Source organism: Mycobacterium sp. (assembly GCF_044223235.1).
Classification (GTDB): Bacteria; Actinomycetota; Actinomycetes; order Mycobacteriales; family Mycobacteriaceae; genus Mycobacterium.
The window spans coordinates 35,584-58,819 of sequence record NZ_JBGAME010000009.1; the positions used below are offsets into that span (position 1 = coordinate 35,584).

At 67.9% G+C, this 23,236-nt stretch carries 12 protein-coding genes; 4 read left to right on the top strand and 8 right to left on the bottom strand.

From position 1 onward, the window contains the following. Positions 1-420 precede the first annotated feature (420 nt). Positions 421-1,791 (bottom strand): FAD-binding oxidoreductase, encoded by a 1,371-nt coding sequence (locus ADBZ6K_RS14075; RefSeq protein ID WP_526347631.1) that lies wholly within the window; start codon positions 1,789-1,791, stop codon positions 421-423. A 158-nt stretch (positions 1,792-1,949) separates the two neighbouring features. Between ADBZ6K_RS14075 and ADBZ6K_RS14080 the strand changes: the two genes are divergently transcribed. Continuing rightward, positions 1,950-2,744: a winged helix-turn-helix transcriptional regulator gene (locus tag ADBZ6K_RS14080; protein WP_526347633.1), complete on the top strand. Its 795-nt coding sequence runs from the start codon at positions 1,950-1,952 to the stop codon at positions 2,742-2,744. Between the two features lie 58 nt (positions 2,745-2,802). Here the strand turns inward: ADBZ6K_RS14080 and ADBZ6K_RS14085 are convergent, their stop codons facing one another. Beyond that, complete coding sequence (locus ADBZ6K_RS14085; RefSeq protein WP_526347635.1) at positions 2,803-3,087, bottom strand: hypothetical protein; 285 nt, start codon at positions 3,085-3,087, stop codon at positions 2,803-2,805. Positions 3,088-3,431: 344 nt separating this feature from the next. Here ADBZ6K_RS14085 and ADBZ6K_RS14090 point away from each other — a divergent pair, with 344 nt between their 5' ends. Next, the gene (locus ADBZ6K_RS14090; protein ID WP_526347637.1) at positions 3,432-4,649 is read left to right on the top strand and encodes a GGDEF domain-containing protein; all 1,218 of its coding nucleotides are present in this window, start codon (positions 3,432-3,434) and stop codon (positions 4,647-4,649) included. A 209-nt stretch (positions 4,650-4,858) separates the two neighbouring features. On the opposite strand, the gene ADBZ6K_RS14095 is transcribed toward ADBZ6K_RS14090, so the two are convergent. Beyond that, positions 4,859-5,110 (bottom strand): thioesterase family protein, encoded by a 252-nt coding sequence (locus tag ADBZ6K_RS14095; RefSeq protein WP_526347639.1) that lies wholly within the window; start codon positions 5,108-5,110, stop codon positions 4,859-4,861. Positions 5,111-5,186: 76 nt separating this feature from the next. Then, entirely contained in the window at positions 5,187-5,645 is a 459-nt protein-coding gene (locus ADBZ6K_RS14100) for a hypothetical protein (protein WP_526347641.1), read from the bottom strand. 252 nt (positions 5,646-5,897) lie between these two features. On the opposite strand from ADBZ6K_RS14100, the gene ADBZ6K_RS14105 reads away from it, so the two are divergent. Next, positions 5,898-7,517: a peptide chain release factor 3 gene (locus ADBZ6K_RS14105; protein WP_526347643.1), complete on the top strand. Its 1,620-nt coding sequence runs from the start codon at positions 5,898-5,900 to the stop codon at positions 7,515-7,517. Between the two features lie 102 nt (positions 7,518-7,619). Beyond that, on the top strand, positions 7,620-8,525 hold the full coding sequence (locus ADBZ6K_RS14110) for a D-hexose-6-phosphate mutarotase (protein WP_526347645.1): 906 nt from the start codon (positions 7,620-7,622) through the stop codon (positions 8,523-8,525). Positions 8,526-8,552: 27 nt separating this feature from the next. Here the strand turns inward: ADBZ6K_RS14110 and ADBZ6K_RS14115 are convergent, their stop codons facing one another. From ADBZ6K_RS14115 to ADBZ6K_RS14130, 4 genes are read right to left on the bottom strand one after another with little or no spacing between them, the layout of a single operon-like run. After that, positions 8,553-11,036: an ABC transporter permease gene (locus ADBZ6K_RS14115; protein WP_526347647.1), complete on the bottom strand. Its 2,484-nt coding sequence runs from the start codon at positions 11,034-11,036 to the stop codon at positions 8,553-8,555. Further along, positions 11,033-11,725, bottom strand: coding sequence for an ABC transporter ATP-binding protein (locus ADBZ6K_RS14120; RefSeq protein WP_526347649.1), 693 nt, complete (start codon positions 11,723-11,725; stop codon positions 11,033-11,035). The genes ADBZ6K_RS14115 and ADBZ6K_RS14120 overlap by 4 nt, the downstream gene beginning before the upstream one ends. Before the next feature lie 10 nt (positions 11,726-11,735). Then, positions 11,736-22,868, bottom strand: a complete 11,133-nt coding sequence (locus tag ADBZ6K_RS14125; RefSeq protein WP_526347753.1) for an SDR family NAD(P)-dependent oxidoreductase — start codon at positions 22,866-22,868, stop codon at positions 11,736-11,738. A 20-nt stretch (positions 22,869-22,888) separates the two neighbouring features. After that, positions 22,889-23,224 (bottom strand): SCP2 sterol-binding domain-containing protein, encoded by a 336-nt coding sequence (locus tag ADBZ6K_RS14130; RefSeq protein WP_526347651.1) that lies wholly within the window; start codon positions 23,222-23,224, stop codon positions 22,889-22,891. Positions 23,225-23,236: the final 12 nt, after the last annotated feature.

Sequence of the window (23,236 nt, forward strand, 5' to 3'; positions counted from 1 at the left end):
CGCCGATCACCTCCTACAGCAGTCGGGAGCTGCTGGCCACGGTGCGTGCCGCTGCAGTCATCGCCGCCGGCACAGTCTCCGGCACTGGCGGGACGGGCTCGCTGACACGCCAGTCCGCGACATCGGCCATCCGCGCCACCGGAACCGGTACCTCGAAATCACATCACCTGCACCGTCACCGCACCCGACGAGCTGCGGGTCTTGCGCACGAACACGCCCCCGAAGCTACCCGCTTAGTAAGCTAAACACCCACCGCCGCCACCCAAAACAGCAGGTCACAGCACTTCCAACAGAAAAATCCGCGAACCCTGTCCGAACTCAGGTCCGACCTGCGGTGCTTCAGTTCACACCGTCGTGGTAGTCGCCCGCGTCCCAAGTGTCCGGGTCCACCGTCCACGCGTCGATGGTCGCCAGCCCGGCTCAAATCGGGGGGATGTTTTTGTTGTGGTGGAAGACGTTGTCGGGGTCGTACTTCGCCTTGACCTCGGTTAGTCGCCGGTAGATGTGATCGCCGTAGGCTTCTCCAACGCGGCTGGTGTCGTCGTCGGCGTCGAGGAAGTTGACGTAGACGCCGCCAGTGCGGTGCGGTTGGAGGACTTGCAGGAACCGCCGTGCCCAGGCGGTCTCGGTCGCGGCGTGCGCTCCGGACTCGTCAGGTAGCCACACCGCGTCGATGATGATGTTGTGGGCCACGTCGCGACCGGCGTAGGCGGTCGAGTCGTGGGGGACCCGGGCAACGGCACCACCCATGTGAAACATCGCCGAGTACGACCGGCGTGAGCCGGCGGCGTATGCGTGATCAGCGACTACGGCGATGGTGTCGTCGGACAGGCCGGCGAGATTAGTGGACTTCCAGTAGTAATGCCACCCATGCAGGACGGTGTCATCGAGGGCGCCCTGGAACGCGGCATACGGGGTCGGCGACAGCAGGTCTACGAGCGGAGTTCCAAACCGGCGGAGGTCCCGTAGCAGCCGCTCGCCCTCTTCAACGGCGCCGGCATAGCAGCAGGCGACGGCGATGGCCGGCCGCCAGTGCAGGTCCTCGGGGATGACCGGCAGCGGGGGGACGGTGCCGAGCCTGATGACGGTGCCGAGCTCGTCGGGCGCTTCGGCGGCGAAGTCCCGGTAGAAGCGCAGCACGTCGGTGGTGTCGTCGGCCGCCCAGAAAACGGGTCCGGCCATCACGGTCGGGCCGAGGGGGTGCAGGGCGAATCGGAATGAGGTGACGACGCCGAAGTTTCCGCCGCCGCCGCGAAGCGCCCAGAACAGGTCGGGGTGTTCGTCGGCGGCCGCCCGGACGCTGTTGCCCTCGGCGGTGATCGCCTCGGCGGCGAGCAGGTTGTCGATGGTGAGCCCGTGCTTGCGCATGAGGAAGCCGAGGCCACCGCCGAGGGTGAGCCCGGCGACGCCGGTGTGGCCCACGATGCCACCGGTGGTGGCCAGACCGTGGGCCTGGGTCTCGTGGTCGACGTCGCCCCACAACGCACCACCCTGCACCTGGGCCGTGCGGTCGACGGGGTTGACCCGCACGGCCCGCATCGCCGAGAGGTCGATGACGATCCCGTCGTCGCACACCGCGGTGCCGGCCACGTTGTGGCCCCCGCCGCGAACGGCGATCTCCAGGTCGTGATCGCGGGCGAAGCGCACGGCCGCGGCCACGTCGGCCGTTCCGCTGCAACGGGCGATCAGCCGGGGGCGCCGGTCCACGGCGCCGTTCCACACGGCTCGAGCGGTGTGGTAATCGGCGTGGTCAGTGGTGATGAGCTGACCCCGGAACCCGTTGATCTCCATGGCAGTTACCTCCTCACTTAGGTGGCCGACTTTCTTCGGTGGTCGGCTCGGCAACGGCTCTTTCGCTCTCGACGACCCCATCGCACCACCGTGGACCCCGGCCGTGAAGTCAGGAATCTGGACTTCCCAGCCGAACGCAGAGGCGCGATACTGGCGTCGTGCGGACGTACGGTCAGTACTGCCCCATCGCCCGCGGCGCCGAGATCTTCGCCGAGCGCTGGACGCCACTGGTCATCCGCAACCTGTATCTGGGCTGCGGAAGCTTCAGTGAGATCCTGGAGGGCGCGCCCGGGCTCTCCCGCACCCTGCTATCGCAGCGGCTCAAGCACCTCGAACGGCTCGGCATCGTCGAGTCGGCGCCGAAGCCCGACGGGCGCGGACGCCACTACGAGCTCACGCCGGCGGGTCACGACCTCTTCAAGGTCTGCGTGTCGCTCGGCGAGTGGGGTGCCGCCTGGCTCGAGATCGCCCCCGAGCACCTCGATCCCTTTGTGGCTCTCTGGTCGATGTGCAACATGCTCCGCCGAGACCGGCTCCCGGATCGACGCGTCGTCATCCGCTTCGACTTCACCGGCCGCCGGCGCACCGAGCGGTACTGGCTGCTGATCGAGCACGGAGACACCGAGATCTGCAAGACGTACCCCGGCATCGACGAGGACCTCTACATCACGGCGGAAGCCGAAGCCTTCGTCAAATGGCACGCCGGCCAGCTCACCTGGGCCGAAGCCACCCGCGACCGACGCATCCAACTCCACGGCCCCTCGTGGCTGGTACGAGCCTTCCCCAGCTGGAACGCCCGCAGCGCCTTTGCCCACATCAAGCCGGTCTCACGGACTGCGGCGAACTCCACGACACCGGCAGCCTTCTCGCTTGTCGCCGCAGCGCCGCGCGACACACCAACGGACACTCCTCAATCCGGACGTACACCCCCCGGGTGGCCGCTTCCGGGTTGACCGGTTGGGAGCGGCCGCTAGCCGGTCGCTGAGTGACAAATGGAAGCCGGCAGTACGGTTATCGACCACCGAGCTGACGTAGTAGCCCGGAGAGTTGACTATTGATCTCATCGAATCGGCGGTCGATCTTGACATCTAGGGCGTCGACTTTCTGATCGACACGCTCGACCAACTCGTAAAGCGCGTCGATGTCGGCACGTTGCTGGCGCACCTGACGCTGGATCTCGGGCTGGGACACTCCGGGAATCATAGCGGCCATCAAGCTCGTCAGCGCCGGTATGCGCTGCGCTCCACGGGAGCGTTCCTTCAACTGACGCCAGTCGGCGGCGGTCTTGTCCGGCACGACATGGTCGCATTCTTTACGCTCACCAGCCCTTAACAACGTCTTTGATCTCCGTGACGGCAGCTCCGGGAAAATCGGGCACCTGCACATCATCAACTTCAACGACGACCCATCCATGGTTCGTCATCCCGAGAAAACGGTCAACGCGTGCGGAGCAGCGCAAGCAACGTGGAGTTCGCTCGGCCCGTCACCCTGGCCAGCTGATGTTCTACGTATTGTCGCCTTGTAGCCGCCCCCGGGCCCATTCGACCAATGTTGCTATCGAGTTAATTTGGTGGCCTATCAAGCCTTGATGTCCAGTGCATCCTGCAGTCAAGGTTCTGTATTATTCGATAGCTTGCCAGTTGGATCGTCTGCGATCGGTTAGGCGGCATCGTCAGGTTGGCCGCGGAGTTTGGGGTACGGAGTTTGATTTGCTGGATCGTTCGAGAAGTCTGGCGGTTTTCGGTCGCCTTCTTTGTGTTTGGTGGAGTGAGCCCGTCGACTACGCCGCGCAGGTGCAGTATTTCGCCAAGCGGTTGATGGCCGAAGCGATCCAGCAGATGATCGGGATCGGTACGGGGTTGATCGCAGTAATCTCGTTGGCGATTCAACTTCCCTGGACCGGTACGGACGGGATCGCATCTCAAATCGTTGTGGCATTGTTCGCGGTCTTGACGATGTTCTGGGCAAGCGTGTGGTGTTGTCGACCATGGCCGTCGCGGCCGCTATCGCTCGGTTTCATCGTGTCCTGCGACGTCGGGATCGCATTGGTGGCATTGCACGACCCGACATGGCTGACAGGGTTGTTCGGGTTTAACGCGTTTGCGCTGATCTCGGTCTACCTACTGTTCTTCGACGGCCCGAAAGTCCTCGCTCTGCACACCATGTGGATACTGGTATGCACGACGGTGTTCGCCGTGCGAGTGGCCCCGGCCGCGCACGGCCCCACCACGGCGTTCGCGGCCAGTACGTTGGCCGCGGTGGCGCCAATGGTTGCGACACCGCTGGGGATTCAGTTCGGGATCTGGACGCTGCGCAACGACGCCAACGACGCCGCCACCGATCCGCTGACCGGCCTGCTCAACCGGCGGGGACTGCACCTTCACTTCGGCGAGTTGTTACGTGATTATGCGGCCCGCGGAGCGCATCTGGCTGTGATGGTCGTTGATCTCGACCGCTTCAAGGACATCAACGACTCCTTCGGCCATGCGGTCGGCGACGACGTCTTGATCCGCAGTGCTCGACGGATCGAATCGGCGGTGCGCGGCAGCGCGCTCGTGGCCCGAGTCGGCGGGGAGGAATTCGTCATCATGGATGTCACCGAATCTGGCCACACGTTCCAGATCGCCGAGCGAGTGCGGTTCACGATTGCCTCGCCCGACGACCATGCCCCAGTCACCGCCAGTGTCGGCGTCACGCACGTCGCGCTAGACAGTTTCGCCCCACCACAGGTTGATCGCGTGGCACTGCTCGACACCCTCATCAGTCGCGCCGACCACGCGATGCTCGATGCGAAACGCAAGGGTGGCAACACAACAATCCACCGGGCGGTCGGTGATCGGGACGTCGAGTCGAGCTAGGTCGCAGGCCCGTCACCCTGCGTGTCAGGGTGAGTTGAGTCCATTGGTTCATTGCACGTCCGCCTGACGCGGGGAGAGATCGGACCGATTTCATTGATGTCTAATCGACCTGGGGGGTAAAGCGGGCGGTTTATACCCGTCGTTCTCGCTCAGTGGGTACCGCGGATCGATGATGTGCAGGTGCGAGTCGAACACGGTTGTAACGGGTGTCATCGTGAAACTACCTGCAGTTCTTGAAGTTTCACTTCGAATCGACTCAACCCGATGACAGCGCTTTGATGGCTGCCCCGGCACACCTCGAAGTGGTCATCGCGGGCCGGGATGGCGAACGCAAGTTTGCGGCCGTCGACCTCGGTGAGTTCTACGGAGATGTGCACTGTTGAGCCTGGAACTGTCGGCGCCTCGTGGGAGAGGCCGGCGGTGTGTCTCGCTCCGATTATCTCGTAGGCCACCGACTCCACGAGTCGGCGAGTGAACGGCCGCCAATCGTCTCCATCGTCAATCGAGTGACCCAATGCCGACTCCTGCCAAAAGGCATCACGACAACATCAGATCGACACCATTCCGCAGGTCATCCCTGGTGAAGGCAATCTTTGCGTCACCGATATCCAGGGTGTACTGACCCTCGCCGGGCCGGGTGACCGGCGCCGAGAACGTGTACTCGCAGTAGGCGCGGGAGGCTCCGATACTTCCGCGTTTGGGCATCTCCCGTATCAGCGCGCCGGTGGACAGATCGCCGGCACCGACGGCGCGTCCGTCGAGGCTGATGATGACGGGAGCACCTTGCCGGACATCGATGCCGGCCTGAATGGATTTGGCGATGCACCGCTTGGATTGCGGAGTATTCACATCGGTTGTAGAAATTTCCACCGAGATCCGGCCGTAGGCCAGGAAGCCGTCCACACGCTCACCTGATCGCCTCGGATCCGACACAAGATGGGTTGCGGCAGCGGCAACCCCAAGCAGCAGGCAGGCTATTACCGCCGAAAGCCGCACGCGCAGTCGGCCGGATCGAATCATCGGGATGCCTCCGAGGAGCCCGGACCAAAGTCTACAGCGGCCGCGGCCCTGCGGTTGGGGGTAAGAAGGGACCGGCGCCCTGGCAAACCTGAAGCGTCACAGACGATATGGCAGGTGGCTTTTGCGCGGCGCAGAGCTGATCGCCTGGCCCGCCTATGTGACGACGACGACAGCGGCCCCGGCACGATTATCGATTCGCCGCACTCGGCCCATACCATCGTGGACGACATGACCGAAACCGCCTCCACCACCTCGACAGCAAGCCGTGTCGCCGCCGAAGCCGCCCGTCGTCGCACGTTTGCCGTTATCAGCCATCCCGACGCCGGCAAATCGACGCTGACCGAAGCGCTGGTGCTGCACGCGCGGGTCATCACCGAAGCCGGTGCCGTGCACGGCAAGGCCGGTCGACGCTCGACGGTGTCGGACTGGATGGAGATGGAGAAGGCCCGCGGTATCTCCATCACCTCCACCGCGCTGCAGTTCCCGTACTCGACCGCCGGTCAGGATTGCGTCATCAACCTGCTCGACACCCCTGGGCACGCCGACTTCTCCGAGGACACCTACCGGGTGCTGACGGCCGTGGATGCCGCGGTGATGCTCATCGATGCCGCCAAAGGCCTTGAACCGCAAACACTCAAGCTGTTCCAGGTATGCCGGCACCGTCGTATCCCGATCATCACGGTGATCAACAAGTGGGACCGACCCGGCCGTGACCCGCTGGCGTTGATGGACGAGATCGACGACCGAATCGGCCTGCGCCCCACCCCATTGACCTGGCCGGTCGGTGTGGCCGGCGACTTCAAGGGTGTCCTTGACCGCAGAACCGGCAAGTTCATCCGATTCACCCGGACCGCCGGCGGCGCGACGGCAGCTCCAGAGGAACATCTGAGTGCCGAGCAGGCCAAGACGTCCGCCGGCGCGGATTGGAACCGCTCCGTGGAGGAATCCGAGCTGCTCGAGGTCGATGGCGCCAACTACGACCAGGAGTCGTTCTTGGGCTGTGCAACCACCCCGGTGCTGTTCACTTCGGCGGTGCTCAACTTCGGTGTCAACCAACTGCTCGACGTGCTGGTGCAGTTGGCGCCGCCGCCCGGCGGGCAGCTCGACGTCGACGGCGTGCGCCGCCCGACCGATGCACCGTTCAGCGCATTCGTGTTCAAGGTGCAGGCCGGAATGGATTCAGCGCACCGTAACCGGATCGCCTACGCGCGGGTGTGTTCGGGCACGTTCGAGCGCGGCGATGTGCTCACCCACGCCGCCACCGGCAAACCGTTCGTCACCAAGTACGCGCAGTCGGTCTTCGGCCAGCAGCGCACCACGCTGGACAGTGCCTGGCCGGGCGACGTGATCGGCTTGGCCAACGCTGCCGCCCTGCGCCCCGGCGACACCCTCTTTGTCGACACACCGGTGCAGTACCCGCCCATCCCCAGCTTCTCGCCCGAGCATTTCGCCGTGGTGCGCGGCACCGATCCGAGCAAGCACAAGCAGTTCCGGCGCGGAATCGAGCAACTCGACCAGGAGGGCGTGGTCCAGGTACTGCGTTCGGACAAGCGTGGCGAGCAGGCACCGGTGTTCGCTGCGGTCGGACCAATGCAGTTCGAGGTGGCCTCACATCGGATGGCGACCGAGATCGGCGCGCCGATTGCGCTGGAACCGCTGCCCTACCAGGTCGCGCGGATCGTGGACCCCGAGGACGCCGAGTTCATGAATCGGCAGATATCCGCCGAGGTCTTGACCCGCACCGACGGCGTCATGCTGGTGTTGTTTTCCACCCCGTGGCGGCTGGAAGGATTCCAACGAGACAACCCCGACATCACGCTACGCAGCCTGGTGGCAGCGGAAGGGTAGCGTCGGACTCCCCCGGCGACGGGATGTGGCACCTGCAAGGCGGAGCTGCCGACCGCCCGCCGTGACAGGCGCTTGCACAGGCGCGAACGTACGATCGGGCACATGTCTGATCCCGTCAGCCTCGACCGCGAGTTCGGCATCGCCGGCGGCATTGAATTCCGCACCGGTGATGGCGGCGCGGTAATGGCAGAGGTGCGCACCGCCGAGGCGGCGGCCAGCATTGCCCTCCAGGGTGCGCAGGTACTCGCATGGGCTCCCGACGGCCAGGCCCCGGTGCTGTGGCTGTCCCCCGCCGCCCGCTTCACCGCGGGCAAGCCACTGCGCGGCGGCACCCCGGTGTGCTGGCCCTGGTTTGGACCCCACCCGGACGACGCGACCAAACCGGCACATGGTTTCGCCCGCAACGTCGACTGGAATGTCGTCGAGACGGCCCGCGTGGACGAGGCCGTCCGCATCAGAATGCGCCTCATCCCCGAACCGGCCCAGCGCGAGTTATGGCCCCACAGTGCCGAACTGACGCTGACGGTGACAGTGGGCGAACGTCTGCGGCTTGACCTCACCACCCGCAATGCCGGTGCGGAACCCTTCACGATCACTCAGGCCTTGCACACCTACTTCCATGTCGGCGACATCGCCGCAGCCCGCGTCGAAGGCCTCGACGGCACGACGTACATCGACAGCGTCGGCGGCAACGCGCGCCTCGTGCAGGACGGACCGATCACCGTCACCGGCGAACTCGACCGCATCTACCTGGACTGCCCGGGCAAGACGACGATCGTCGACGAATCCCTGCAACGCCAGATCCACATCACCAAACAGGGCAGCCGCAGCTACGTCGTGTGGAATCCGTGGGTCGAGAAGAGCGCACGACTCGGCGACATGGGTGACGACGGCTACCGACGCATGATCTGCGTGGAGACCACCAACGCCTCGGACGACGTGGTCGATGTCGCACCGGGCACCGATTACACACTGAGCACCGAGTACAGCGTAGAACCGCTGGCGTAAGGATCGCGCCCGCGACGCATCCGCCGCTCACTCGATGGCCACAGCGTCGACGATGTTCAGTCGCGCTGCCCGAATGGCCGGAGGAATCGCGCCCAGCAGTGTCAAACCGAAGGCAGCACTGGCGAATACGATCGCGAGCGGACTCGGCGCGTACGCCACGTCGATGCTCAGCACGTTGGTCAGCGCCGTCGCGGTGAGGTACTGGTTCGCCGCACCGAACACCACTCCGATCGCGGCGCCCACGATACCGATCCCGGCCGCCTCGGCCAGTACCGTCCGCAAGGCGAAGCGGCGCGAGGAGCCCATCGCCCGCAGCACCCCAAGCTCCCTTTTGCGCTCCAGCACCGACAGCATCAGGGTGTTGAGCAGGGCGACGCTGGCCACGAACACCACGATCCACGCCATGACACCGATCAGTGCGGTGCCCTGTGCCATTGACGCGCCGACGGCCGCCGCAGCCGCGTGGCCGGGGTAGACAAGAACCTCCGCAGGTACTTTCGCGCGGATCGCCGCCTCGACGGCGTCCGCGTCGGCTCCGGGCGTCAAGTCGACCGCGAGGATCGTCGACCCCGGCCGGTCGAACCAGTCACGTAGCTGCGTCAGGCTCATCGACACCACACCGCCCAGCAGCGAGAAGAACGGAACCACTTCCAGCACCCGGGCATGCCGAACGCCGCCCGGCGTGGACAGCGTCAGCTCGTCGCCCGACGTGATCCCCAGGGCCCGGGCGATATCGCGGGAGACAACCACCCCGTCGCCGGCCAGGACCTGTTCGCGCACTTGGTCATTCATCGCACGCGATGGCGGTGCGACGGCGCCGGGCGCGAGCCCCTGAATGATCACCCGCTTGTCGCCGACGGTCGCGTACGCCATTTGACCCGGGACCACCCGGTCAACTCCCGGCAGCGACGCGATGGCGGATTCGGTGTTCGCCGGCAGGATCGGGGCCGTCGGGTAGACACCGGGGCCGGCCGCGCTGACGTAGATGCCGACGTCACCGAGCGAGGCGAAACTCGCATTCGTCGAGTCGATCGCGTTGGCGTTGGCACCGGTGGATTGAACCGTAATCGACACCGCGATCAGCACCGTCATCAGCGTCGCCCACACCCGCCGCGGTGCGCGTTCGATGGTCGCCGCGGCGAGCGCGCCCGGCGCACCGAGGGAGCGTGCCACCGCCGCCGCGGCCCCCACGATCGGGCCCGCAATCGCGAAGCACACGGTGATCTCACCGGCGGCGGCAAGCCCGATGGCCGCCACCGACAGGTTTCCCAAGTCGGCCGACGCCACCAACACAGCGGCCACCACAGCCCCGACGCCCACAACTCCCGCCACCAGGCGGGCCGAACGCGGGACCGCGTCGGCGGCCGATGCCCCGACGGGTGCCAGCGCCTCCACCGGTGCCACCTTGTAGATCTGGCGGGCCGCCAATGCGGCCGCCCCGACACTCACCACCACACATGCCGCGACCGCGACGGGAATCGCGTAGCCGGGCAGGACGTACTCCGTGCGGGTCTCATACCCCTGCAGCAGTGCCGCCGGCAGCACACCGATCGCCTGCCGACCGACCAACACACCCAGCGCCGACCCCACCAGCCCACCCAGCAGCCCCACCACCGCCGCCTCCACCAACAGATCGCGCACGATCTGGTGCTTGCGGGCGCCGATGGCGCGCAGCAACGAGATCACCGGACGGCGTTGGGTGATCGCCATACTCATCGCGTTGAAGATCAGAAACCCGGCGACGACGAGTGCGCACGACGCCGCCGAGAGCAGCAGCGTGCTCATGATCGACACGGCGCCGCCCGACTGGACCGCCCGGAAGGTCGGATCGGTGACAAACGCCCGCCCGCCCACGGCCGCGGAGACACCGGCGCGTACCGCCGCGATGTCGGCGCCCGGCTCATCGATCACCAGGATCGAGTCGATCATCCCGACCCGATCCGTCAGCTGCTGGATCAACGGCAGCGGACCGACGATGAAATTGGCGCCGTTGATCCGGTCGGCATCGGGGCCGGTGATCACGGCTGCGACGGTGACCTTTCCACGGCCCAGATCGATGGTGTCGCCCACGGCATGTCCCGTTCCGGCTCCCACGGCGACGCGGTTGGGCTGGCTGACCAACGGGCCGATCTGGTCCTGGACCGCACGCTGCAGGTCGCTCAGCATGGCCCGGATGTTGTCGTCGACGCCGAGCAGCACCACCCGTTCGGATGGTTTGCCGACCGACATCCGCAGCATCGGCACCGCGGCGGCGACGCCGGAGACCCTCGCCACCTCGGATCGCACCGCATCCGGGAACCCGGTATCGGTCACGCCCGACACTTCCAGATTCGCGTTGCCGCCGATGCCGGCGACCAACCGGTCGGACGATCCCGTGATCGAGCCTGCGATGCCGAACACGGCCACCAACAGGGTCGCCGAAATCGCCACCACCACAAGCGACATCGCCGTGCGCCCCGGATGTCGACGGGCCTCACGCAGGTTGAACACCCGCATGCGGTCGAGGGTCATGCCGGCTCGCCACCTGCCAGCACGTCCGAGCCGATGCGACCGTCGACCAGCGTGATGACCCGGTCGGTCGCTGCGGCGGCATCCAGGTTGTGCGTCACCATCACGACGGCCCGGTCGCCTTGATGCGCCAGGTCGGTGAGCAACGCCATGATCGCCGCCCCGGTCTGCGAGTCCAGGTTGCCCGTGGGCTCGTCGGCCAGGACAAGCGGCGGGTCCATCATCAACGCCCTGGCGACGGCCACCCGCTGCATCTGCCCGCCGGACAGCTCCGAGGGCCGGTGATCCGCGCGGTCGGCGAGACCGACCAGCGCCAACAGTTCCAGCGCCGCGGGTTTGGCCTGCGACATACGCGCGCCGTCGAGCAGCTTCGGCACCGCGACGTTCTCCCAGGCGGTCATCGTCGGCAGCAGGTTGAAGAACTGGAACACGAATCCGACACTGTGCCGCCGGAACTCGGACTGCTGCTCGTCATTGAGATCGCCGATCTCGCGCCCACGGAACTTGATGGATCCCGTGTCAGGCCTATCCAGGGCGCCGAGTAGGTGCAACAGGGTGCTCTTACCCGCGCCGGACGGGCCGACGACGGCCACGAACTCCCCACCGGTCAGCGTCAGCGCGACACCGTCGAGGGCGCGCACCATCTGACCGCCGACTCGGTACGTCTTGGTGACCCCGATCATCTCGAGCATGGGACACCGCTCATGACGCTTGGGCTGTGACGGGAGGTGATTCGTCCGGCAGGTCGGGCGCCTGCGCGGCCAGGTAGTCGGCAAGCAGCCCGATCGTCGGATAGTCGAACACCGCCGTCGCGGTGATGGTGAACGCACTGCCGAACTGGGAAAGCAACCGGTTTCGGAGTTCCACCGCCATCAGCGAATCCATGCCCAGCTCCAGGAACCGGCTCGTCGCAGCGGGCGGCTGCGCCAGGCCCAGGATCTGCTGCAGCTCGCGTTGGAGGTGCTCGGCGACGAAGCCGCCGCGCTGCGCTTCCGGAACCTCGTGCAGTTGCCGCAGTAATTCGCTGTTGCCCGGTGCCGCCTGGCCGGCGGCTGGGAGCACGTGGTCGAGCATCGGCGGGCGGGTACCGCCGAGCAGCTTCGCCACCCGTTGCCAGTTCGCTTTGAGGACGACTGCCTGCCCGATGCCGTGGGCGACGACTTCGCCAAGTGCAGTCATCGCGGCGGCGGGTTCCAGCGGAATCAGGCCGCGGGCACCCAGATTGGCCCGTGCGGCGTCGGTGCCCGCCATGCCGCCCTGCGCCCATGGACCCCAGTTGATGGTGGTGGCGGGCAAGCCGAGCGCCCGGCGTTGCGCGACAAGGCCATCGAGCAGCGCGTTGGCGGCGGCGTAGTTGGCCTGGCCGGGGGAACCGAGCACACTCGAACCTGATGAGTAGACGATGAAAAACTCCAGGTCGTCACCGCTGGTCAGCCGGTGCAGATGCCAGGCGCCGAACGCCTTGGGCGCCAAGGTGTTCCGGAAGCGTTGCGGGTTCTGATCCGGCAACAGCGCGTCGTCGAGCACACCAGCGAGGTGCGCCACCCCGCCCAGCGGCGGTAGCTCCGCCCGGATCCGCGCCAGCAGCTCCCGTACCTGCGACTCGTCGCCGACGTCGGCCGCGAACGTGTGGATGCGGCAGCGATAGCGCTCCCCCAGCTCGGCTATCGCCTGTTGGCCCCTGGCATCCGGCGGCCGTCGGCCTGTCAGGACGATGTCCCCCGCGCCGAGCTGGGCCAGATACGCCGCGGTGTGCAGGCCCAGAGCACCGAGCCCGCCGGTGACCAGATAGGTCCGATCACCACGCGGCTGCAGCCGATTCGGCATCTCCAGCACGATCTTGCCGATGTGGCGCGCCTGCTGCATGCGGCGGAAGGCGGTCGTCGCCTCGGCCAGCGGGTACGCCTCGAACGGCAACGGCGCCACCGCCCCGCTGGCCAGCGAGTCCGCCAGTTCGGCCATCAAGCGCCTGATGCGCTCGGGATCCTGCTGCATGACCCCGTCCAGGGCCAGGATCTCGTAGTCGATATCGGGACGGGCCTGTGCCATCTGTTCGTGAGACCAGATGTCGCGCTTGGCGATCTCGGCGAACCGGCCGTTGTGGGCGGTTGCCCGGACAGTCGCCGCGACGAATCCCTCGTTGGTGAGGCTGTTGAGCACGACGTCGACCCCGGCGCCCGCGGTGTCGAGCAGGATCTGCTCGGCAAAATCGGTACTGCGCGAGTCGTAGACGTGTTCGACCCCCATGCGCCGCAGCAACGGGCGCTTGTAGGTGCTGGCGGTGGCGAACACGGTGGCGCCGCATTTCTGGGCCAACTGGACGGCGGCCAGGCCGACCCCACCGCTGGCGGCGTGGATCAGCACCCGGTCGCCCGGCCGAAGCTGCGCCCAATCGAATGCCAGCCGTGCGGTGAGCATCGCCGCAGGCGTGGTTGCCGCGGCGACCGCGCCCAGCCCCTCGGGCACCGCCGCCAGGAACGGCACCGGCACGTTGACGCGGCTGGCGAATGCGCCCGGCGCGAAGCCGAACACCCGGTCCCCGACCTGGAATTCGTCGACGCCGGCACCCAGCGCCTCGACCACACCCGACAGCTCCCCACCGATCGGCCCGGGATCGCCCGGATACAGGCCCAGCGCGTTGAGTACGTCACGGAAGTTCAGGCCGGCCGCGTGCACCCGCACCTGCACGTGCCCCGCCGGCGGCGGCATCACCTCGGTCTCGGTCAGGCGCAGGTTGTCGAGCACACCGCGTTCGGTCGGAGCCAGGACGTAGTCCGTTGTGCGCGGCACGGTCAGATGGCCGCCGCGTGCCCACGGCAGTAGCCGCGGCACCAAGCACTTCCCCTGCCGCAGCGCAAGTTCGGGCTCCCCGGGCGGTGCCGCAATCAAGCTCGCCAGCAGGCGCACGGCATCATCGGAACCGTCGTGGTCGACGAGCCGACACCGCAGGCCGGGCTGCTCGGCGATGGCGGCGCGTCCCAGGCCCCAGAATGCTGCCTGCACCGGGTCCACCGGCTCGCCGGGCTCGGCCGCCAACCCTCGCTCGGTGATGATCCACAGACCGCCGGGAATGCTGGTCTCGTCGGCCAGCACGGCTTGGATGGCACCGAGCAGGCTGCCGATCTCGGACTGCAGCCGGCCGGCCACCTCGTCGCCGGACTCGTCGGATCGGGTTCGCCCGGCGACGTTGTAGACGATGCCTGACACCGGAATGCCGCGTTCCCGCTGTGCCGCGAAGAGCCGCTGCCACACCTCGGGTTCGTCGGGATCGGGATCGACCCGAACCGCCCCGGGCAGTGCGCTCACCAGCTTGTCGGATCCCGCGACCAGCCAACTACCCCCGGGGGCTACGGTGAGGGCGTCCGGCGCGGGCGTCTCGCGCCAGCCCAGCCGGTACAGCAGCCGAGTCGCGTCGCCGCCGAGCCCCCGCAACAACGCCTCGCGGGGCGCGCGCTTCACCGTGAACTCGCGAATTCCGCCCAGGCTGCGGCCATCTCGATCCACGAAGGCGAGATCGAAAACCTGCGTCTCGCTGTCCACGCCGCCTGCCTGCCACGCCGCGCGGCAATAGAACCGCCGGGGCAGTCGCTCCCGCAGCCACACCCTGCCGTACCGCAGCGGCAGGAACAGGTCCACGTCCGCACCGGCCCGATCGGCCGCTGCCAGCAGCGCTGCGCCCGCGATGCCGGTGCAGAGGTCGAGCAGCACAGGATGGATCGGCTCGCGGCCGAGGTGCTCAGCCAGTTCGGCGCCGACTGCCAGATCGCCGACCGCCTCACCTGTGCCCACCCACAGGGACTTGAGCGACGTACACCAGGTCGGCCCCCAGGCGAGCTCGTTCTCCGCGAAGGCGTCGAACAGTTCCTGCGGGCGGGTGCGGGTCAACCGCTCCAGCGCCGCGTCGACCGGCTCCGGCTGTGCGGGCTCGTCCTCGACGCCGGCGGCAACCGTACCTCCGGCGTTCAGCGACCAGTCGGCCTCTCGGTCACCGTAGGGTCGGCTGTGCACCTGGAATGTCCACCCTGACGCGTCGTCGGCCGGGTGCAACACCAGCTGTACGTCGCGGGACTCCTTGTCGCCCAGAATGATCGGCTCATAGAAGAAGACGTCCTGCACCCGGGCCGGAGTCGCCACCGCGGCCAGCGCCATGGCCGCGTAGGTGGCTCCCGGCACCACCACCGTGCCGTAGATGACGTGATCGGACAACCAGGACTGGGCGCGGACGGACAACCGGCTGGTGTAGACGGTATCTCCGGACGCGAGATCCTGGGTGAAGCCGAGGATGCCCGAGCCGCCGGCGGCACCGCCGGTCGCCACTCCCGCGGTCTTCGGCCAGAATGGACGGTGCTGGAACGGGTAGGTGGGCAGTTCGACCTTGCGCCGCGTTGTACCGCGCACGCGAGGAGCAGAAAAATCACCGCGCACGCGAGGAGCAGAGAAATCACCGCGCACGCGAGGAGCAGACCATTCACCGTGTAGCGCGGCGAAGTCCGGCCGGTGTCCCGCGACATAGCAGCCGGCCACCGCGTCGGCGATCTGGCGCCGCACGCCCTCTGCTTTCCCGTCGCTTCGCTCGCCCTCTGCTTTCCCGTCGCTTCGCTCGCCCTCTGCTTTCCCGTCGCTTCGCTCGCCCTCTGCTTTCCCGTCGCTTCGCTCGCCCTCTGCTTTCCCGTCGCTTCGCTCGCCCAGAGCCCCCCTGCGCAGGGTGGGGATGGCACGCGGGGTGGCCGCGGATTCCGGCCAGGCCCGCAGTGCGGCGGCGATCAGGATCGGTTGTGGGCCGATCTCCATGAGCACCGAGCACCCCATCTCCGCCAGCGTGCGTACGCTTTCGGCGAACTGCACCGGCTGGCGGGCGTGGCGCCGCCAGTACTGCGCGTCCAGCCGGGCGGCACCGGTGAGCACCGTGCCGGTGCGGTTGCATACCAATGGCCGGCTCGGGGCGGCGAAATCGATTGTTGCCGCGTAGGACTCGAACTCGTCGAGCACCGGATCGAGCAGGGCGGAATGGAAGGCATGGCTGGTATCCAGCCAGGTGCACCGGATATCGTCCGCAGCGCAGGCGGCGACCAGATCTTCCAAGTCGACAGCGGGTCCCGATAACACGGTGTTGGGGCCGTTGTAGGCGGCGACCGAGACCGCGGGGAACTCGTCGGCGTAGTCCTCGACGAGTTCGGCATCGGCGGACACCGCGACCATTCGGCCGCCCGTTGGCAGGCTGCCGAACAGCCGGCCGCGTTCGGCGACGAACCGCGCGCCGTCCTCCAACCCGAACACACCGGCCACGCACGCGGCTGCGTACTGGCCCACGCTGTGACCGAGCACCACATCCGGTTCGATGCCCCACGACTGCCACATCCGCGCCAGCCCCATCTCCACCGCGAACAATGCGGGTTGCGCAAATGAGGTGTGCTGCAACGTCTTCCGATCGTCGTCGGGGTCGAAGACGACGTCCAGCAGCGGACGCGGCAGCAGGTCGCCGACGGCCTCGGCGCAGCGGGTCACGGTGTCGCGGAACACCGGCTCGGTGTCGAACAGCTCACGAGCCATGCCCGGGTACTGGCTGCCCTGCCCGGTGAACAGCCAAGCGGTCTTCGGGGGGTCTGCGCACACCCCGCCCGACACCCCCGGGCCCAGCCGGCCCTCGGCCAACCCGGCCAGCAGCTCACGCGCACCGTCGGCGGAGTCGACGACCAGCGCGGCGCGATGCTCGAAATGCGAGCGCCCAACCCCGGCCGTGAAGCACACGTCGGCGATATCGGCCTCCGGATGCGAAGCCAGCCAGTCGGCGTATCGTCGCGCCATGGCGGCCAACGCCTCCGCCGACCGCGCCGATATCGGCAATACATTCAGCGGCTCGCCACCCACCGGCTTCGAGGCGGACGCCGAAGCGGGCTCGGTCGGCGCCTCCTCCAGCACGACATGCGCATTCGTGCCGGAGAACCCGAACGAACTCACTCCGGCCCGTCGCGGGTGACCGTTCGCCTTCCACGGAGTGGCCGTGTCGACGACCTGCACCGGAAGCAGATCCCACGGAATATGCGGCGACGGCGTGTGGAAATGCAGGTGCTGCGGCAGCATGTCGTGCTGTAGCGACAGCACCACCTTTATCAAGCCGGCCACCCCCGACGCCGACTCCAGGTGCCCGACATTGGTTTTCACCGATCCGATCAGCAACGGCCGGTTCGGGTCCCGCCCTGCCCCGTACACCGCCGCGGCGGCCTGGATCTCGATCGGATCGCCCAGCGAGGTGCCGGTTCCATGCGCCTCGAGGTAGTCGATCTCCCGGCCGGCGACACCGGCGCGGGCCAGCGTCGCGGCGATGACCCGCTGCTGTGCACCACCGTTCGGCACCGTCAGGCCACCGGAGGCGCCGTCCTGGTTCACCGCACTGCCACGGATGACGGCCTGAATCCGGTCGCCGTCGCGCACCGCGTCGCTCAGGCGCTTGAGGACCAGCACCCCGCACCCTTCCCCGCGCACATAGCCGTCGGCGGCGGCGTCGAAGGTCTTGCACCGGCCGTCGGGGGAAAGCATCCTGGCACGCGAGGTGGCGATGGTGGTCGCCGGGCTCAGCAGCACGTTCACGCCCCCGGCCAGGGCCAGGTCGCAGTCGCCGGAATGCAACGCCTGGCAGGCCTGGTGGACTGCCACCAGGGACGAACTGCACGCGGTATCCACGGCCACCGCAGGACCCTCCAGACCGAGCGCGAAGGCCACCCGGCCGGCGATGACGTTGAGCGCATTGCCGGTGATGAAGTGCGCCTCGATGGTCTCGACAGAACCGGTCGACAGCAGATGTGAGTACTCGTTCGCGCCAACGCCCACGTAGACGCCGGTCCTGCTGCCGCGCAGCGCGGCCGGCGAATACCCCGCACGCTCCAGACCGGCCCATGCGGTTTCCAGCACCAGTCGTTGCTGCGGGTCGATCCACACCGCCTCGCGCGGGGCGATGCCGAAGAACTCCGGATCGAATCCGTCGATCTCGTCGAGGAATCCGCCGTAGCGGCTATAGATCTTCCCCGGCGTGTCGGGGTCGGGGTCGTAGTACTCGTCGACGTCGAACCGGTCGTCTGGGATCTCGCGGATCATGTCGGCACCGGCCGCCAACACCTCCCAGAACTCATCCGCGTCGCGGGCGCCCGGGAAGCGGCACGCCACCCCGATGATCGCGATCGGCTCGTCGGTCCGTACCGGCTCTTCGGGATTCCGTTGGTCCGGTGCCGGATCGCGCAGGCCGAGCACCTCGCCGAGCAGGTACTCGGCGGCGTCGCTGAGCCGTGGATGATCCATCGCCAGGGTCGCCGGAAGCTGCCGCCCGAATCCCTGCTCCAGCCGGCGGCGCAGTTCGATGGCCATCAGCGAATCCATGCCGAGGTCGAAGAATCCGGCCTCGTCGCGAATCTCGGCCGGGTCGATCCTCGTCACATCCGACACCGCTTCGCGCAGATATTCCAGCACCAGGCTCTTGCGTTGCTCAACCGGTGCCACGGTGAGCTTTTCGACCAAAGCAGTGGTTCCGGTCGGGATCGGCGCCGGCTCAGGCTCGGGCGCCTCACGCTCGAACTGCGCCAGGAACGCCCGCCGACGCTGTAGCTGATAGACCGGCAGGAAGCGGGCCCAGTCGATCCGGGCCACCACCCCGTGCGGCACCGACGTCGCGATCAGCTCGCCCATCCCGGCAAGCGCGTCGGCGGGTGAAAGGGTCCGGACACCGCGTAGTTCGAGTTGTGCTCGGGCGTCCTCATCGGCCATCCCCGTCGACCAGGGCCCGAAGTTGACGCTCATCGCGGGAACGCCCCGTTCGCGCAGCCGCCACGCCAGTCCGTCCAGGAATGCGTTGGCGGCACCGTAGGCGGTCTGGCCGAAACTGCCCCACACCGCCGAGATCGACGACGTGCTGACGAAGAAGTCCAGCGGCGTCTCGGCTGTGGCTTCACTCAGATGCCAGGCACCCCAGACCTTTCCGGCGAAGACTCGGTCGACTTCGGCATCGGGCAGCGTGCACAGCGGGCTGGCCCCGATCTCGCCGGCTGCGTGCACGATGCCGGCCAGCGCCGGCAGTTCGGCACGGGTGGTGGCCAACACCCGGGCGACGTCGTCCGCATCGGCGACGTCGGCGGTGACGATGTGGAATCGGCAGCCGTAGCGGTCCGCGGCGGCGTCGATGCGCCCCAGCACGGCCTCGCCGGGTGATCGACGACTGGTCAGCACCAGATGGCCGGCACCGTGCGCGGCCAGATACTCGGCGATCTCCAGCCCGAGCGCACCCAGCCCGCCAGTCACCAGATACGTTGCATCACCGCGCAATGCGAGTGTGGGTGCGGTCGGTTGATCCGCGCGGCGGGCCAGCCGGGCGAGATAGATCGACCCTTCGCGCACGCCGATCTGGTCCTCATGACTTCCCGTCGCCCCGGCTGTCGGGGGCGCCGTCGTGATGTGGTCGAGCAGCGCCGACCATTCGTCGGCGGATGCCGCGGCCAGATCGGCCAGCCCACCCCAGAACTCGGGATGCTCCAGGGCGGCGGCCCGGCCGAAACCCCACAGGCAGGTCTGCACCGGCGAGACGGCGTCGGCATCGGTCACATGTTGGGCGCCGCGGGTGACCAGCCAGATGGGCGTCGGCACTCCCGCGGCGACGACGGCGTGGAACACCTGGCGGGTGCCTGCGAGGACATGGTGCTGCATCCGGCCGAGCGAGGCCGCCGATATCGGGTCGTCCGGCCAGTGACCGGCGACCTGCAGGATGCGCGGCGACGGACCGTCCGCCACCGCCGCACGCAGCGCGGCGCCGAATTGCTCGGTGTCCGCGCCGGTGACCGGCAGCCTCAAGACGCGGTATCGATCCCGACGCGCCGCCAGCACGTCGGTGAGCGGCCCGATAGCGTCGGTGTCGTCGACGACCAGTATCCACGATGATCCTTCGCCGGTGCTTCCGCGTGGGTTCACACCCGACTTCTCCCAGCGGACCTGGTAGTGGGCGTCCTTCACGGAGATCGCGTCACGCTGCTGATTATGCTGCACGGCAAGCCGTTTCAGCGCCTCGGCCGCTCCCCCGCCCAGCTGCGCGTCGAGTTCCTCGATACGGCCCTCCTCCAGCAGCCGGACGGTGTCGGTGCGGGTGGCGTCGTTCACGGTGTCGCTGATCGGACTCTGCGGGAACCAGTAGTGGCGACGCTGGAACGGATAGGTGGGCAAGTCCAGCGTGCGGCCGCGCGGCAGGCGCGCGGCGAAATCGGGGCGGTAGCCCGCGACGTACAACTGACCGAGGGCCTCGGTGATCTGGCGGATCTCAGAGCCGCTGCGGCGCATCGATGCCACCGCGCGCGGCGGGGCGGCATTCTCCGGCCACGCCCGAAGCGCACTGGCGGTCAGCACCGGGTGCGGGCCCACTTCCAGGAGCACCGCACAACCGAGGTCCGCCATCGTGTGCACGGTTTCGGCGAACCGGACGGGCTGGCGAGCATGACGTCGCCAATAGTGCGCGTCCAGCTTCATCTGCCGGCTCAGGACCGAGCCGGTGCGATTGCACACCAACGTCCGCTCCGGTGTGCCGAAGCTGAATGCGGCGGCGTACGACTCGAACTCGTCGAGCACCGGATCGAGCAACGTGGAGTGGAAGGCGTGGCTGGTGTCCAGCCATTCACACCGGAAGCCGTCTGCGTTCAGCCCCGCCACCGCGCGGTCCAAGTCCTCCACCGGGCCGGACAGCACGGTGTTGGCGCCGTTGTAGGCCGCCACCGACAGGCGGGGCAATTCGTCGGTGCAGCTCTCGACGCGTTCGGCGGCCGCGAAGACCGCGACCATCCGCCCGCCCGCGGGCAGGCTGGCGAAGAGCCGGCCGCGCTCGGCGATCAGCAGCGCGCCGTCTTCCACACTCATCACACCTACCGCGCAGGCCGCCGAGTATTGGCCGACACTGTGACCGGCCACCACGTCCGGTTCGATGCCCCACGACTGCCACAGCCGGGCCAACCCCATCTCCACCGCGAACAACGCGGGCTGCGCGTAGGCGGTGTCCCGCAGCGCATGGTCGTCGGTGCCGAACATGACGTCGAGCAGGGGCCGTTCCAGGACGGCGCTGACCACAGTGGCGCACCGCGTCACCGTGTCCCGGAACACGGGCTCGGACGCGAACAGTTGCCGTCCCATTCCGGCGAACTGGCTGCCCTGGCCGGGGAACAGCCATGCCGTCTTCGGGGGATCGCCGCACACCCCGCGGACCAGTCCCGGCGCCGGGCGGTCGTCGGCGAGCGCGCCGACCAGTTCCCGTGCGCTGCCCGTCGAATCCACCAGTAGCGCGGCCCGGTGCTGCAGGTGGGAGCGTCCCACCGCGGCGGTGCGACAGAGGTCCGTCACCGCGACGCCGGGGTGGGCGTCCAGCCAGCTTCGGTAGCGGTCAGCCAGCGCCACCAACGCTTCCGGGGTGCGCGCCGACAGCGGCAGCACGTCAAGCCGGCCGGTTTGCGCCACCGACACCGGATCGGACGCGCCGACCGGCGCCTCCTGCAGGACGATGTGCGCGTTGGTCCCGGAGAAGCCGAACGAGCTGACCCCGGCGATGCGGGCGCGCCCGTCGCGCGACCACGGCTGGGCGTCCTGCACCACTCGGACCGGGAGACGGCCCCACGGAATGTGCGAGGAGGGATTGCGAAAATGCAGATGCTTCGGCAGCAACTCGTGCTCGAGCGACAGCACCACCTTGATCACCCCGGCGATGCCCGCGGCCGCTTCCAGGTGTCCGATGTTGGTCTTCACCGAGCCGATCAGCAATGGGCGCTCCGGATCGCGTCCGTTGCCCAATGCCGCGCCCGCGGCCTGCGCCTCGATCGGATCGCCCAGGGATGTCCCGGTCCCGTGAGCCTCCAGATAGTCGACATCGCGGGCATCCAGGCCGGCACGGCGCAGTGCGGCGGCGATGACCCGTTGCTGCGCTCCACCATTGGGTACCGTCAGACCGCCCGACGCGCCGTCCTGGTTGACCGCGCTGCCTCGGATGACCGCCCGGATGTTGTCACCGTCGCGGACGGCGTCGTCCAGTCGCTTGATGACGATGACCCCGCACCCCTCGCCGCGCACATAGCCGTCGGCAGCGGCGTCGAACGTCTTGCACCGGCCGTCCGGTGCCAGCATCCGCGCCCGGGAGAAGTTGATCATCGTCGCCGGGCTGAGGAGCACGTTGACGCCGCCGGCCAACGCGACGTCGCACTCTCCCACCCGCAGCGACTGGCAGGCCTGGTGCACCGCGACCAGCGAGGAGCTACACGCCGTGTCGACGGCGATCGCCGGTCCCTGCAGCCCGAGTCGATAGCTGATCCGCCCCACCGCCGCCGCGGGTGATGTGCCGGTCCCCAGGTAGGCCTCGATCTCCGCATAGGACAGCTTGTCCGCGATCATGCCCAGGTAGTCGTGGGTGGACAGCCCGACGAACACCCCGGTCAGGGTGCCCGCCAGCGCCGATGGCGCGGTTCCCGAATGCTCGATCGCCCGCCATGCCGTCTCCAGCAACAAGCGGTGCTGGGGATCCATCAGCGCGGCCTCCCGCGCCGACACCCCGAAGAACGCGGCGTCGAATCCTGCGACGTCGTCGATGAATCCGGCCCTGCGGGTCATGATCTTGCCGCGTGCCTCCGGGTTGGCGTCGAAGAACTCCTCGATGTCCCACCGGTCGGCGGGTATCTCCGACACCGCGTCGCGGCCCTCGCGCAGCACCTCCCAGAATTCGTCCGCATCCGCCGCCCCGGGGAACCGCACCGCGTACCCGACGATCGCGTAGCCTTGGCCTGCGCCCTCCAGTTCACGAATCCGGCGCTGCAGCTTCTCGATCGCGAGCAGCGCCCGTTTCTCGACGTCGCTCATCTGCGGTCGCCCATCATTTCGTCGAGGCTCTTGAGCTTCATCGCCAACGCCCAGTCACCCTCGACGCTGAGCCGGCCCATGAAGAACAGCGCCCGCCGGTCCTTGCGCCCCTCGACCAGATCGATGAAGTCCTTCGCCGCCATCCGGATGATGCAGTCGGCGGTGCCGTCCCCGTCGATCACCCTCGGATTCTCGGTGAGATCGACGATGAACGTCCTGCCCCCGTCGCCGTCCAACTCGAACTTGTAGACGCCGCCGAATTCGCGTGCGCGCTCCGGGTTCTCGGCGATCATCGTCGTGGCCCGGTCCATCAGATCGCTGACGGTCGTCATGGGTGAGTGCCT